We start from the raw sequence: 14,779 nt of genomic DNA, 5'->3' as shown, positions 1-14,779 counted from the left end.
GGGGATAAATCCCCTCACCACAAAAGCCCACTGCTACTACCCAGTACCCAGCCAACCCGGCAAAATGCCCGACATGAATGCCCTCCCCGCCTTGCCCGCTTGCTGCACTCCGCTCGATGCCCATTGGCCGCTGCCGTTTGTGCTGCCCGATACGGTGATGCTCAGCACGCAATTCGACACTTCGCAACTGGCCATCGATGATTTCCAGCGCAGTGCCATCGAGCCACCCGCGACTATCCAGCGCTCAGTCGCCAAGCGTCAGGCAGAATTCCTGGCCGGGCGGATTTGCGCGCGAGCCGCACTGCAACAGCTGGAAGGGCTGAATGTCGTGCCGGCCATTGGTGACGATCGGGCGCCGGTCTGGCCTGCGCACATCAGCGGCTCGATCACCCACACCACCGGCCGGGCGGCGGCGATTGTCGCGCGGAAAACCCATTGGCGCGGCTTGGGCATGGACCTGGAAAACCTGCTCACCCCTGAACGGGCGGAACGCCTGGCCGGGGAGATTCTGACGCCAGCGGAAATACGGCGCATGGCCGCCGGGCCTCGGGATCAACTGGCGATGCTGGTGACACTGACGTTTTCAGTGAAGGAAAGTCTGTTCAAGGCGCTCTACCCGATCGTGCAGCAGCGGTTTTATTTTGAGCATGCCGAAGTGCTGGAGTGGAGCGAGGGCGGTGAGGTGCGGTTGCGGTTGCTGACCGACCTGTCCAGTGAGTGGCGCGACGGTACTGAACTGAATGCGCAGTTTGGCATGATGGATGGGCAGTTGTTGAGTCTGGTCAGTATCAAGGCCTGAGGTTTTTCGGTGTTCGGGATTTCAACGCTTTTCCTGATTGCGCGGCCAACTCAGGCTAAAGCAAGCCCCGCCCAGACTCTTGCTCTTGCTGATCAACGCCCGGCCGTCATGCCAATGGATGATCCGCCGTACGATCGACAAGCCCAACCCATGCCCGCCCGACGCGCGGGTTCTGCTGTCATCCAGTCGCAGGAACGGCGTAAAGATTTTCTCCCACGCCGATTCGGGAACGCCTGGCCCATCGTCTTCTATATCCACCCGGCACCGCTGCTGCCCCACCTGATAACTCACGGTCACCCGCGATTGAGCATGGCGCATGGCGTTGCTCACCAGGTTCTGAATCGCCCGGTGCAAATAGCGCGGCTCGGCTTCGACCCAGGCGTCGTCACAATCGGCCGCCGACAGGCACAACCCGCGCTGCACCGTGACGTCGGCGCGCAGTGGCGCCAACTCTTCGATCACCTGATTGACCAGCGCATCCAGATCGATACGTTGGAAATTCAGCGCCGGCGAACCCTGTTCCAGCCGCGCGTAGGTGAGCATCTCGTCCACCAACCGGTCGAGATCCTCGATGTCGTGGTCCATGCCTTCACAATATTTCTCCAAAGCCTGGGGGGTAGTGGCCGAGCCGATCATCTCCAGGCCAAACCGCAGGCGCGCCACCGGCGTGCGCAACTCGTGTGACACCGCGCGCACCAGTTCCCGCTGAACCGCCAGCAACTGTTGCAGGTGCTCGGCCATGTCATTGAACGCCGACGCCAGGCGCCCGACCGAATCCGCACCACGGGCCGGCACGCGGGTTTCCAGGCTGCCTTTGGCGATGCGCGTGGCGGCCGCTTCGAGGCCACGCAAACGGCGCTCCAGTTGACGCACCAGTAAATAGACGATCAAACCGATCAGGCTCAAACCGAGGGCCGCAATCAGCACCAGCCATTCCGGCGGGTAAGGATTCATCTGGTACAGCGGACCGATTTCCAGCACCCACGGGGTGCCGACCATGCCGGCAAACACCCGGATCGAATCACCCTCCTTGCCCAGCGCCATCACAGTATCGCCTTCGGCCACGCGGCGGCTCTGGTCTTCATCCATGTCGGCCTCCCCCACCGTGACCAGCCGCAGATCGAAACCGAAGCCTTTCTCTTCCTTTATCTGCGCCAGGCGCCTGGGCTGCTCGGCCACCGGCACCCGCACCAGCTCATCGGCGAGCAAGTAAATCGTCGCCCGGGCCAGTTGCTCGCTGATCTGCTGCACCTCGCCGGTGAGCACCAACTGTTCCTTGTCGCTGACCAGTCGATATACCTTCGCCGCATGGGGGCCGGTCTGTTCCACCAGCGCCTGGCCGCGCAGCACGCGGGTGCGCTGGGTCAGATCGAGGTCGGTCTGGGCGAAGGTTTTCAGCGCCAGGGGAATACCCAGCAGCCGCTCCCACACCAGCAAGGCACGATGACGCTGGGTTTCGTTCATGGGTTGCAGGTTGTCGGCCATCAACGAGAACGTGCCGTGGGCCAGGCGCTCTCGGTATTGCTCGCTGCGCACCTGGTTGAGCAGGTGCAAGGCCAGCACGCCGAGCACCGCCACCAGAATCAGCGCCGCGCACATGCCGCCATAGATGCGCAGGAAGATCGAATTCACAGCGAGGGATCTACGCAGGCTTCAGGCACGAACAGATAACCTTTGCTGCGAATGGTCTTGATCAGCCGGGGATGGTCCGGGTCGTCACCGATCTTCGGCCGGATGCGCGAAATGCGCACATCGATGGAGCGATCCTGGCCGTCGTAGCCGATGCCGCGCAGGGCGGTAAAAATTTCTTCGCGAGACAGGATGCGTCCGGCGTTGGCCACCAGCAGCCATAGCAGATCGAACTCGGCACTGGTCAATTCGATACCGTTGTCATGCAGCCAGGCTTCACGCAGCGCGTTGTCGACCACCAGCGGGCCGAATTGCAGACGTCGTTGTTTTTCCGTGACCGGCTCAGGTGTTTCACTGCGGCGCAGCAACGCCTGGATACGGGCCAGCAGCAAGCGCGGGCGCACCGGTTTGCACACGTAGTCGTCGGCACCCAGGTCGAGACCGAGGATCTGATCGGTGTCATCGGTGCGGGCGGTGAGCATCAGGATCGGGCCGTCGAACTTGTCGCGGACCTTGCGGCAAATGCTCAGGCCGTCTTCGCCCGGCAGCATCAGGTCGAGGATCACCAGGTCCGGTTTCTCCTTGATGATGCGGGCCGCGGCCAAGGCGCCATTGCCCTCGATCGACACGCGCAGGCCGTTGGCTTCCAGGTAATCGCGGGTCAGTTCGGCCAGACGCTGGTCGTCTTCGACAATCAATACCTGCCAGGCTTCTTGCTCCACGGTGACCTCTGCTTGCCAACAACACTTATAAGGAAGGATCCGCCCGTCTTTTTGTAATGATTGGGGAGGATAAGAATGCGTATGTACCGGCCGATTGTATAAACGTCACTCGTCCAGAACACAAGCCGGCAAATGCGTTCGGACACGCCGGTTTTTTGTGATAGGGTTCGCGCCCTTAAAAATCTGATCAGGCGTTTTCGATCATTGAAAACCGGTGAAGAAAGGTCCGATCCCGCAGCGTCGCGGCCTGCACGCCGGTTCCCTGTTTCACACACAATTTACGCACAGGTTTATCCACAGGTAGTACGTTGCAACACCCTCCAAAACGCATTATCTTGTACCCCGGCGCAAAAAAAACCCTACATGTAGGGTTTTACGCCAAAAACCAAACACAAACCGGACACCGATTTCAAGCGCTTTTATTGCCTCTGTCCGGTTGAACCAAACGTATTTTCGAAAGACCAAACCGCGCGTGCGGATGGCTACTGTTTTTGAGCCGAAAACGGCGTTAACGGTACGGGTGTTGCAGTCAATTACTGTCACCCAAAAGGATTCCGGTGTCAGGCTCAAGGCCTGGGACCAAAGACTTCGGCATGGAAGCGGCGCCCCAATAGCCCCCTTCCTGATCTGTCCCGAAGTTGGTATGCCCGGCCCCGCCGGTTGTAGTGCTTCAGGACGGAACGGTGGGCACCGTGATGGTGCCCAAACAAACATAGAGAATGTGGAGACAACCCCCCATGCAAACCGACACAACTCGCGAGAACCCGCAGGGCACCTTGCCGCAGGCCGCTGATTCGACTTCGGATCTGTCCGCCACCGCGCCTGGCCAGCTGCGCGTGATCAAGCGTAACGGCACTGTCGTTCCTTACACCGATGACAAGATCACCGTCGCGATCACCAAAGCGTTTCTCGCAGTTGAGGGCGGCACCGCTGCCGCTTCGTCGCGAATCCATGACACCGTTGCCCGCCTGACCGAACAGGTCACCGCAACCTTCAAGCGTCGCATGCCGTCGGGTGGCACCATCCACATCGAAGAAATCCAGGACCAGGTCGAACTGGCCCTGATGCGTGCCGGCGAGCAGAAAGTGGCCCGCGACTACGTGATCTACCGTGACGGTCGTTCGAAACAACGCGCTGCCCACGCCCCGGCAGAAGAAACGGTCAACGCACATCCTTCGATCCGCATCACCCGCGCCGATGGCACCTTTGCACCTTTGGACATGGGTCGCCTGAACACCATCGTCACCGAAGCATGTGAGGGCCTGGAAGAAGTCGACGGCGACCTGATCCAGCGCGAAACCCTGAAGAACCTGTACGACGGCGTGGCCCTGACTGACGTCAACACCGCCCTGGTCATGACCGCCCGCACCCTGGTCGAGCGTGAGCCGAACTACTCGTTCGTGACCGCCCGCCTGCTGATGGACACCCTGCGTGCCGAAGGCCTGGGCTTCCTGGGCGTCGCCGACAGCGCGACCCACCACGAAATGGTCGACCTGTACGCCAAGGCGCTGCCTGCGTACATCGCCAAGGGTATCGAATTCGAATTGCTGAACCCGGTCCTGGCTACTTTCGACCTGGAAAAACTCGGCAAGGCGATCAACCACGAGCGCGACCAGCAGTTCACTTACCTGGGCCTGCAAACCCTGTACGACCGTTACTTCATCCACAAGGACGGTATCCGCTTCGAACTGCCGCAAATCTTCTTCATGCGCGTGGCCATGGGCCTGGCGATCGAAGAGAAGCAGAAAGAAGACCGTGCGATCGAGTTCTACAACCTGTTGTCGTCCTTCGACTACATGTCCTCGACCCCGACCCTGTTCAACGCCGGCACCCTGCGTCCACAGCTGTCGAGCTGCTACCTGACCACCGTGCCGGATGACCTGTCGGGCATCTACCACGCGATCCACGACAACGCCATGTTGTCGAAATTCGCCGGCGGCCTGGGCAACGACTGGACGCCGGTTCGTGCGCTGGGCTCTTACATCAAGGGCACCAACGGCAAATCCCAGGGCGTCGTGCCGTTCCTGAAAGTGGTGAACGACACCGCCGTTGCCGTCAACCAGGGTGGCAAGCGCAAAGGCGCTGTGTGTGCCTACCTGGAAACCTGGCACATGGACATCGAGGAGTTCATCGAACTCCGCAAGAACACCGGTGATGATCGTCGTCGTACCCACGACATGAACACCGCCAACTGGATCCCTGACCTGTTCATGAAGCGCGTCTTCGATGACGGCAAGTGGACCCTGTTCTCGCCGTCCGAAGTTCCGGACCTGCACGACCTGACCGGCAAGGCTTTCGAAGAGCGTTACGAGTACTACGAAGCCCTGACCGAGTACCCGGGCAAGGTCAAGCTGTTCAAGACCATCCAGGCCAAAGACCTGTGGCGCAAAATGCTCTCCATGCTGTTTGAAACCGGCCACCCATGGCTGACCTTCAAAGACCCGTGCAACCTGCGCAGCCCGCAGCAGCACGTCGGCGTGGTCCACAGCTCGAACCTGTGCACCGAGATCACCTTGAACACCAACAAGGACGAGATCGCCGTTTGCAACCTGGGCTCGATCAACCTGCCGAACCACATCGTCAACGGCAAGCTGGACACCGCCAAGCTGGAACGCACCGTGAACACCGCTGTTCGCATGCTCGATAACGTGATCGACATCAACTACTACTCGGTGCCACAAGCGAAGAATTCCAACTTCAAGCACCGTCCGGTCGGTCTGGGCATCATGGGCTTCCAGGACGCGCTGTACCTGCAGCACATTCCTTACGGTTCCGATGCGGCCGTCGAGTTCGCCGACAAGTCGATGGAAGCGGTCAGCTACTACGCGATCCAGGCGTCCTGCGACCTGGCCGATGAGCGCGGCGCCTACGAGACGTTCCAGGGTTCGCTGTGGTCCAAAGGCATCCTGCCGCTGGATTCGCAACAGATCCTGATCGAGCAGCGTGGCCAGAAGTACATCGATGTTGACCTGAACGAATCCCTGGACTGGGCACCGGTTCGCGCCCGTGTTCAGAAAGGCATTCGTAACTCCAACATCATGGCCATCGCACCGACCGCGACCATCGCCAACATCACCGGCGTATCGCAGTCGATCGAACCGACCTACCAGAACCTCTACGTGAAATCGAACCTGTCGGGCGAATTCACCGTGATCAACCCGTACCTGGTTCGCGACCTGAAGGCTCGCGGTCTGTGGGACGCGGTCATGATCAACGACCTGAAGTACTACGACGGTTCGGTGCAGCAGATCGAGCGCATCCCGCAAGAACTCAAAGAGCTCTACGCGACCGCGTTCGAAGTGGACACCAAGTGGATCGTCGACGCGGCAAGCCGTCGTCAAAAGTGGATCGACCAGGCTCAGTCGTTGAACCTGTACATCGCCGGCGCTTCGGGCAAGAAGCTGGACGTGACCTACCGCATGGCCTGGTACCGTGGTCTGAAAACCACTTACTACCTCCGTGCCCTGGCCGCGACCAGCACCGAGAAGTCGACCATCAACACCGGCAAGCTGAACGCTGTTTCCAGCGGCGGCAACCACGGTGAAGATTCGGTCCTGGCTGCTCCTGCCGGCCCGGCTCCAGTGCCGAAGGCTTGCGCCATCGACGAGCCGGATTGCGAAGCTTGCCAATAAGCCGAGCCGGTAGGCGCTGAAAGGCGCTTACTCGACAACCCCCGATCAGTCCTCTGGATTGGTCGGGGGTTTTCTTTTGCCCATGGGAATGTGGTGGCGGGTCTAACGCCATCGCGGGCAAGCCCGCGAAGAGGCCCGACCTGACAACACAAAATCCTGCACCCGAGACAAACCCCAGCCCAAAAAAAACCCCTCTTGCGAGGGGTTCTTTTTGCAGCAATCAGGCAACCCGCATCAGGTCATCTGAATGATGGTCTGCATGATGGTGCTTTGAGTCGAGATGGTCTTGGCGTTCGCCTGGTAGTTGCTCTGCGCCTTGATCAGGTCGACCAGTTCGCTGGTCAGGTTGACGTTGGACTCTTCCAGAGAGTTGGAGTGGATCTCGCCCAAGGTGCCGGTGTTCGGCGCATCGTAGCCCGGGATACCCGACGCAAAGGTTTCTTTCCAGCTGGTGCCGCCCACTGGCTGCAGACCTTGCTCGTTGGTGAAGCTGGCGAGCGAGATCTGGCCGATCGCCTTGGTCTGGCTGTTGCTGAAGTTGGCCAGCATGATACCGCTGCTGTCGATGGTCAGGTTGGTGATCTGGCCGGTGGCGTAACCGTTCTGCGCAGGAATCGAACGCGCGGTGTCGGCGTTGTACTGTGTGGTTTTGGCCATGGAGACAGTTATACCGGCCGGGTCGGCGGCGGCGCCGTTGGCTGCCCACACGCCGTTGGTCACGGTACCGGGAACCCAGCCAGTGATCTTCAGGTCAGGGCTGACGATCGGCGCCGGAACGGCCGGGGTGGTCACCGAAACCAGATTACCCGAGGTGTCGAACACCATGGTCGAAGCGACCGGCGAGTTCAACGGAACGGCGGTAGGACTAGGATCGGTGCCATTGGGGTTGCGGCCATCGATCAGGGTGTAGGCTTTCCAGGTGTTCGCACCTGTCTTCACCATGAATTGATCCATGATGTGCTCGTTACCCTGAGTATCGTAAACCCGGGTGCTGAATTGCTTGGTGAAGGACGCTTGCTTGGTCGGGTCGAACGGGTTGGCAACCTGGTCGATATTCGGCTCAGTGGATTTCAGGTTGATCGTCGACGAAACGGTGGTGGTGACTTTCGGTGCCAGGTTTGATGTATCAATGCGCAGGTCAGTCAAAACGCCATTGAGGATCTTGCCATTGGCATCCACGCCATAACCCTGCAAACGCGCAGAACCATCGCTGTTGGTGACGTAACCGTCCTTGTCGACCTTGAACGTACCGGCACGGGTATAGGACAGCGAGCCGTTGTCGCTCAGTACGAAGAAGCCGGAACCGTTGATGCCCATGTCCAGCACGTTGCCGGTGTTGTTGACGTCGCCCTGGGTGAACTGTTGGGAAACGTTGGCCAGGCGCACACCGTTACCGATGACTTTGCTGCCGGAACCCAGCTTGGTGGCCGAGTAAACGTCTTCGAATTCCGCACGGGACGATTTGAAACCGGTGGTCGCGACGTTGGCGATGTTGTTGCCGGTCACGTCCAGTTGTTTGTTGGCTGCATAGAGACCGCTAAGGCCGATATTGAAAGACATATTCCACTCCTTTGTGCCGTGTTAGTCGGCTCTACATACCAATGGTTTGTACTTTGGACAGGGCAACGCTGCCCAGGCCGGCCAGATTGAGCATCAACTCACCGCCGGTCTGGCTGATGGTCACGCTGGTGACAGTGGCCGGCAGGTAAGTGACCAGCGAAGTCGCCTTGCTGTCGTAAGTCGCAGTGGCGGAGAAGGTGTACGTACCCGCCTTGGCCACTTCGCCGGCATCGTTCTTGCCGTCCCAGATGAAGCTGGCGCTGCCCGTTTTCTGACTGCCCAGGTCGATGGTGCGGATCAACTTGCCATCGGCATCGGTGATCTTGACCTTGACCGGATCGGCGGCTGCAGGCACGGCGACTGTGCCGGTGAAGCTCTTGGTGGTGTCGACCACCGACTTGTCGCCCGGCGCGATGACCGAACGGCCCACCAGCGACGATGCTTGCAACGCCTGGGACGAGCTCAAACTGCCCGCCAGGTTGTTCGCCAGACCACCCACGGTGTCGTTGAGCGTGGTAATGCCTTCCAGGCTGCTGAACTGCGCCAACTGGGCAACGAACTCGCCGTTGTCCTGCGGCTCCAGCGGGTTCTGGTTCTTCAGCTGTGTCACCAGCAGTTGCAGGAACGCGTCCTTGCCCAAGGCCTTTTTGCCGGTCGCGCTGTTCGTCGCGGACGCCAGGCCATCGGCACTGGTGTTGGTCTTGATCGAAGAGTTGGCCAGGATGTCATTGAGGCTAAGGCCGCTGGTGGTATCGGTAACACTCATCTGAGTCGCCCCTTATCACTGACCGAGGGTCAGGACCTTCTGCATCATGGTTTTGGCGGTGTTCATCATTTCGGCATTGGTCTGGAACGAACGGCTCGCGGAAATCATGTCGGCCATTTCTTCCACCACGTTCACATTCGGGTAATAGACGTAGCCCTTGGCGTCAGCCGCCGGATGGTTCGGTTCGTAGCGGGCTTCCAGGTTGCTCTGGTCTTCGACCACGCCCAGCACTTGCACGCCCTGGCCTGCGGCGTCCTGGTTCTGGAACAGCGAATCGCTGCCGCCGCTCTGTCCGCCCTGGAACATGGTGGCGAACACCGGGTGGCGGGCGCGATAGGTCTGGTCGATGCTCGACGAGACGGTTTCGGCGTTGGCGATGTTCGAGGCCACGGTGTTCAAGCGCGTGGTTTGCGCACTCATGCCGCTACCGGCAATGTTGAAAACACTGGATAGAGACATGACTTATTCTCCGCGCAGGGCTGAGATCAGCCCTTTGAATTTGCTGTTGAGCAGGGTGAAGCTGGCCTGGAAGTTGACCGCGTTTTCCGCGTAGTTCGACTGTTCCAGTTGGGCGTCCACGGTGTTCTGGTCGATCGACGGTTGCATCGGCGTGCGATACAGCAGCGACTCGTCGCCATTGCCCAGGCCTTCGGCTTCGATATGACGGTTGTTGGTCATGTTCAAGGCGAAAGTGCCGTTCTTGGTTTTCTCGCTCTGCTCGGCGAGCACTTTCGAGAAGTCCAGATCCCGAGCCTTGTAGTTCGGGGTGTCGGCGTTGGCGATGTTGTTGGCCAGGACTTCGGCACGCTGGGCGCGGAAGCCCAGGGCTTGTTCATGGATACCGAGCGCTTTATCGAAGCTGATGCTCATGTCGGGAAACCTTCGGGTGACCTGATTTTTCGTACGATGGACATAGCAAGCGGCGTGCCAATTTAAAAAAGCCCGTAAACCGGGGCTTTGCGGGCAGGGGCAAGGCGGCAATGCCAGAAAAGCGGCAACGGGTTTCCGCCGCCTGCCGCTTTTCTGCCGCTTATCACCCTCTAAAGAACACCACCATCCCCTGTGGGAGCGTGGCGATGTCAGGGCAATCATCGGGCAAAAAAAACGGGAGCCCCTGAGGACTCCCGTTTTTTGATACTGCCAACCCATCACTTCGCCTGGTAAATGATCCCCGGACTGCACTGGACCATCTGGTAATGATCCGGCAAACCGTTCAGCGCTTCGGATGCGCCGAGGAACAGATAACCGCCCGGCTTCAGCGTGCTGTGGATGCGCAACAGGATGTCCTTCTTCACCTCGGCGGAGAAGTAGATCAACACGTTGCGGCAAAACACGATGTCGAACTTGCCGAGGCTCGCGTAGCTGTCCAGCAGGTTGAACGAGCGAAACTCCACCCGGCTCTTGATCGGTGCCTTGATGGCCCAGCGCCCCGGCCCCTTCGGGTCGAAGTAACGCTGCAGACGCTCGGGCGACAGACCGCGACCGATGGCCAGGCTGTCGTACTCGCCGGTCTTGCAGTTGGTCAGCATGGTGCTGGACAAATCAGTGGCAACGATCTGCACGCCCATCTTCAACTGGCCCATGTTGACCCGCTCGAACTCGTCGATGGACATCGACAGCGAATACGGTTCCTGCCCCGACGAGCACGCCGCCGACCAGATCCGCAGACGCTGGCCGGGAGCTGCCTTGATTGCTTCGGGCAGTACCTTGTTCTTCAAGACTTCAAACGGATAGGTGTCACGAAACCACAGGGTTTCGTTGGTCGTCATGGCATCGACCACCAGCTCGCGCAAACCGCTGCGCGGCTGAGTCTGGATGCGCTGGACCAGCTCACCCAGGGACTTGATGCCTTGCTGTTCCATCAGTTTGTTGAGACGGCTCGAGACCAGGTACTGCTTGTTTTCACCGAGCAAAATGCCACAGGCTTTTTCCAGGAAGACCCGGAACTGTTCGAAATCCAAATTACCCGTAGACAATGATGCCGCCTCTTAAATCGTGTTAACCACCAGGGGCAGAAGGCCCCTAGCTGATATCTGCTGCTTTGATCCGGTCGACTACCCGGGATGCCAGGTCATCAGGACGGAATTTGGCCAGGAAGTCATCGGCACCGACTTTCTTGACCATCGCCTGATTGAACACACCCGACAACGAAGTATGCAGGATGATATGAAGCTTTTGCATGCGAGGGTCGTTGCGGATTTCGGCCGTCAGGGTGTACCCGTCCATTTCCGGCATCTCGATGTCGGAAATCATCATCAGGAACTCTTCTTCCGGCTTCTTGCCCTCGTCGACCAGTTTGCGCAGGTAATCCAGCGCTTGCCGTCCGTCGTTCAACGCCACCACTTCGACACCAACCGTCTGCAGGCAACGCGTGACCTGCTTGCGCGCCACCGAAGAATCATCGACCGTCAGCACCCGCAGCGACAGCGCCTTGTGCTGGGTCTCGACATCGACCACACCGACAGAAATCGCTTCCGGTGTCGGCGCCACTTCCGCCAGGACCTTCTCGACGTCGATGATTTCGACTAACTGATTGTCGACCCGAGTCACAGCCGTCAGGTAATGATCGCGCCCGGTACCCTTGGGAGGCGGATGAATCTCCTCCCAGTTCATGTTGACGATGCGTTCCACCGAGCGCACCAGGAAACCCTGGGTCTTGGTGTTGTACTCCGTGATGATCACGAAGGGATTGCTTTGATCTTTCAGCGCTCCGGAACCGGTCGCCATTGCCAGATCAAGGATCGGAATGGTCGCCCCCCGGATATTTGCCACACCGCACACGACAGGACTGGACTTGGGCATCAGGGTCAGCTTGGGGCATTGCAGCACCTCGCGAACCTTGAACACGTTGATCCCGTACAGCTGCTGGCCGTCGAGACGGAACAACAACAGCTCCAGGCGATTCTGCCCCACCAGTTGCGTGCGCTGGTTTACCGAATCCATTACACCAGCCATGCCCAGACTCCTACACCAACGCTAAGTGTGTTGCGACGCACATTCATCACTAAACGGCACGGCGCTTGCTTTTTAACTCTTATGAACACAGAACCGACATTTTTCCGACGCCTGACATCACCCTTACGCAGACTGCTCTGTGCAATGTCGGCCGTTTGCCTGTTCAACGCTGGCAGCCCTGCCCTTGCTGACGCGGTTACCTTGCCTGACATGCTTATCGGCGTCACCCAGGGCTTTCTTGAATTCACCGTAGAGGACTATCTGGCAACCAGTCAAACGGAAGGTCGCTACGAAATCCAGGTCAACCAGCTCGATCCGCGACTGCGCATGCCTATGTGCGACAAGGAATTGACAGCCAGTCTCGAGAGCCCGGCCAAGCCGCTGGGCCGGGTCACGGTCAAGGTTCGCTGTGAAGGAACCTCCCCCTGGACGGTGTTCGTACCCGCTCAAGTCCGCCTGTTTCGCGATGTCGTGACCACCACCCGCCCGCTGCGCCGCGCCGACATTGTCGAGCCCGCTGACGTGCTCCTGCGTGAACGCGATACCAGCCTGATCAACCAGGGCTACCTGACGACCCTCGACCAGGCGATCGGCCAGCGACTTACCCGACCAATGGTCGCCGACCAGGTGATTACCCTCGTACACCTCGAACAGGCGGAAGTCATTCGCAAGGGCGATCAAGTGGTGATTACCGCCCGCAGCGGCACGCTCAGCGTGCGAATGCCCGGCGAAGCCCTGTCCAATGGCGGTATGAGCGAGCAGATTCGCGTGAAAAACCTCAACTCCAAGCGGGTCATCAAGGCGCAGGTCACCGCGCCGGGCCAGGTGGAAGTGTCTATGTAGGCACCCTGTTCCTGAAGAAGTGGCGTTGCCCGGGACTGTTCCCTAAACTGTGCCGCATGCAGGAGAAGTGCTGGCGCATGCAGGCTCATTGATAAATGGGTCTAAAGTTTTCGCAGGGAGAGCCGAAAACATGGCAAGCGTCCAAATACTCAGAGGTTTTTTACCATGGTCATCGATTTCAGCCGTTTGAACAGCTCCTCGTCACTTACGGGCAGTACACGTACCAGCGTTGCCAAGGAAACCGCCGAAGCCGGCAAATCCGCGCCGCTGAATACCCCGGCCGAACAGGCCAGTACCGTCAAAAGCGGGGAATCGGTACACCTCAGCAATGAGGCTCAACAGTTGCAACAGGTCACTGACAAGCTGCGCGATCAGCCTGCCGTCGACAAAGCCCGCGTGGCCGAGTTGAAAGCAGCGATTGCCGATGGCAGCTACAAAGTCGACAGCAACCGTGTAGCCAGCAAACTGCTCAACTTCGAAGCCCAGCGCTAGGCTACGGCCCGCGCCAGGCTTTTGGACGCTTAAAACCCAAGGCCAGCCATGCACGACACTAACTTACTGCAACTGATCACCGACGACTTTGCTCCAGCGCAACATTTGCTGGAGTTACTGCAAACCGAGTCCATCGCCTTGCACGGTCGTGACATGCCACTGCTCGAAGATATTCTGGCGCAGAAACAGGCATTGATCATTCTGCTCGAACAGCATGGCCGCAAGCGCAGTGAAATCCTCGCCAGCCTCAATCTTCCGCTGAATCGCAACGGTCTGGAGCAACTGGCCAGCCACTCGAGCATCGGCGAAGAGTTGCTGGCGCAGAGCGATGTGCTGACCGACCTTCTGGCTCAATGCCAGGCGGCGAACGCCAATAATGGCCAGTCGATCCTGGTCCAGCAGGCCGCCACGGCCAACCAGCTGAAAATCCTCACCGGCGGCGAACCGCCAGCCCTTTATGATGCCCGCGGATCAACCGCCAAGCTTGCGAAGCCACGCCCGCTCAGTCAGGCTTGAGCCTTCCGATGACCACGCCCTATCAAGACTCGCAACATGCTGGCAATATACTGGCCAGCCGTAGTCATATTTTGTCTGGAGATTGATGAACCGTGTCCAATGCCTTAACCGCGGAAGATGCCCCGCAGCCACCCAAGGTGCTTACCACGCCATTGGAAATCTCCGGCAACCTGCGCCAACTGCAAGAAAGCCATGATCCGCTGATCATCACGTTCCATGAGCGCACTCAGCGCTTTCAGAGCTATCTGGTGGACGTGGACCGCGAAGGTCGCACCATCGCGCTCGACGAAATGATCCCGCGTGACGGCGAGCGCTTCATGCTGGCGGGCGAACCGTTCAAGGTCGAAGGCTTCCACGAAGGCGTGCGCATCGCCTGGGAAAGCAACGGTCAACTGACCATCGATGAATCCGGTGACAGTCGCTGCTATCGCGGCCCGCTGCCGGATGAAGTGGTCTATCACCAGCGCCGCAATGCCTTTCGCGCGGCATTGAAGCTGGCCCAATTGGTCAACGTCGATCTGGACGGTGAAAAGCTCAAGGCACCGATCAGCGGCAAGCTGCTGGATATCTCTGCCACCGGCTGCAAGTTGCGCTTCGACGGCGACATTACCGGCAGCCTGCAACTGGGCCAGGTCTACGACCGTTTCTCCGCCGCCCTGCCCTTTGGCAAGATGACGGCACCGGTCGAACTGCGCTACCTGCACTTCGAAGAAAAAATCTCCACCACCTTCGCCGGCATCCGCTTTCACAACATGAGCGGCCTGGTGCAGCGTCAGGTCGAGCGCTTCGTCTATCAGCTCCAGCGCGAAGCTCGACGCTTCGACAAAGACGACATGTAATTCGAAGCGGCATAAAAAACGGGCAG

14 protein-coding genes are annotated in these 14,779 nt (G+C 59.3%); 6 read left to right on the top strand and 8 right to left on the bottom strand.

Annotated features, from left to right (window positions below):
- Window positions 1-73: 73 nt before the first annotated feature.
- Window positions 74-799, top strand: coding sequence for a 4'-phosphopantetheinyl transferase family protein (locus ACM6I5_RS13745; protein WP_414884069.1), 726 nt, complete (start codon window positions 74-76; stop codon window positions 797-799).
- Window positions 800-820: 21 nt separating this feature from the next.
- Here the strand turns inward: ACM6I5_RS13745 and ACM6I5_RS13740 are convergent, their stop codons facing one another.
- Window positions 821-2,431: an ATP-binding protein gene (locus ACM6I5_RS13740; RefSeq protein WP_017340194.1), complete on the bottom strand. Its 1,611-nt coding sequence runs from the start codon at window positions 2,429-2,431 to the stop codon at window positions 821-823.
- Complete coding sequence (locus tag ACM6I5_RS13735; RefSeq protein WP_017340195.1) at window positions 2,428-3,150, bottom strand: response regulator; 723 nt, start codon at window positions 3,148-3,150, stop codon at window positions 2,428-2,430. Before ACM6I5_RS13735 ends, ACM6I5_RS13740 begins: the two co-directional genes overlap by 4 nt.
- Window positions 3,151-3,887: 737 nt before the next feature.
- On the opposite strand from ACM6I5_RS13735, the gene ACM6I5_RS13730 reads away from it, so the two are divergent.
- On the top strand, window positions 3,888-6,782 hold the full coding sequence (locus ACM6I5_RS13730) for a ribonucleoside-diphosphate reductase subunit alpha (RefSeq protein ID WP_017340196.1): 2,895 nt from the start codon (window positions 3,888-3,890) through the stop codon (window positions 6,780-6,782).
- A gap of 234 nt (window positions 6,783-7,016) precedes the next feature.
- On the opposite strand, the gene flgE is transcribed toward ACM6I5_RS13730, so the two are convergent.
- From flgE to ACM6I5_RS13700, 6 genes are all read right to left on the bottom strand, one after another.
- Complete coding sequence (flgE, locus tag ACM6I5_RS13725; protein WP_414884066.1) at window positions 7,017-8,342, bottom strand: flagellar hook protein FlgE; 1,326 nt, start codon at window positions 8,340-8,342, stop codon at window positions 7,017-7,019.
- A 31-nt stretch (window positions 8,343-8,373) separates the two neighbouring features.
- A complete protein-coding gene (flgD, locus tag ACM6I5_RS13720) occupies window positions 8,374-9,108 on the bottom strand; it encodes a flagellar hook assembly protein FlgD (RefSeq protein WP_414884065.1) in 735 nt (244 codons plus the stop codon).
- A gap of 15 nt (window positions 9,109-9,123) precedes the next feature.
- A complete protein-coding gene (flgC, locus tag ACM6I5_RS13715) occupies window positions 9,124-9,567 on the bottom strand; it encodes a flagellar basal body rod protein FlgC (protein ID WP_007937507.1) in 444 nt (147 codons plus the stop codon).
- Between the two features lie 3 nt (window positions 9,568-9,570).
- Window positions 9,571-9,978: a flagellar basal body rod protein FlgB gene (gene flgB / locus ACM6I5_RS13710; RefSeq protein WP_017340199.1), complete on the bottom strand. Its 408-nt coding sequence runs from the start codon at window positions 9,976-9,978 to the stop codon at window positions 9,571-9,573.
- 278 nt (window positions 9,979-10,256) lie between these two features.
- Window positions 10,257-11,084 (bottom strand): protein-glutamate O-methyltransferase CheR, encoded by an 828-nt coding sequence (gene cheR, locus ACM6I5_RS13705; RefSeq protein WP_017340200.1) that lies wholly within the window; start codon window positions 11,082-11,084, stop codon window positions 10,257-10,259.
- 46 nt (window positions 11,085-11,130) lie between these two features.
- A complete protein-coding gene (locus ACM6I5_RS13700; protein ID WP_010457160.1) occupies window positions 11,131-12,063 on the bottom strand; it encodes a chemotaxis protein CheV in 933 nt (310 codons plus the stop codon).
- 81 nt (window positions 12,064-12,144) lie between these two features.
- Here ACM6I5_RS13700 and flgA point away from each other — a divergent pair, with 81 nt between their 5' ends.
- The 4 genes from flgA (at window position 12,145) to ACM6I5_RS13680 (ending at window position 14,753) form a co-directional block, all read left to right on the top strand.
- Entirely contained in the window at window positions 12,145-12,906 is a 762-nt protein-coding gene (gene flgA / locus ACM6I5_RS13695; RefSeq protein WP_414884064.1) for a flagellar basal body P-ring formation chaperone FlgA, read from the top strand.
- A 165-nt stretch (window positions 12,907-13,071) separates the two neighbouring features.
- Window positions 13,072-13,398 carry a flagellar biosynthesis anti-sigma factor FlgM gene (flgM, locus tag ACM6I5_RS13690; RefSeq protein ID WP_017340202.1) on the top strand — a complete coding sequence of 109 codons (327 nt, stop codon included), beginning with the start codon at window positions 13,072-13,074 and terminating at the stop codon, window positions 13,396-13,398.
- A 48-nt stretch (window positions 13,399-13,446) separates the two neighbouring features.
- A complete protein-coding gene (locus tag ACM6I5_RS13685; protein ID WP_017340203.1) occupies window positions 13,447-13,914 on the top strand; it encodes a flagella synthesis protein FlgN in 468 nt (155 codons plus the stop codon).
- 92 nt (window positions 13,915-14,006) lie between these two features.
- Entirely contained in the window at window positions 14,007-14,753 is a 747-nt protein-coding gene (locus ACM6I5_RS13680; RefSeq protein ID WP_017340204.1) for a flagellar brake protein, read from the top strand.
- Window positions 14,754-14,779 lie beyond the last annotated feature (26 nt).

The sequence above is a fragment of the Pseudomonas sp. IT-P171 genome, from assembly GCF_949767765.1.
Taxonomy (GTDB): domain Bacteria; phylum Pseudomonadota; class Gammaproteobacteria; order Pseudomonadales; family Pseudomonadaceae; genus Aquipseudomonas; species Aquipseudomonas fluorescens_B.
Note: the sequence above shows the minus strand (reverse complement) of the source record. Positions and strands in the feature narration are given on the sequence as shown.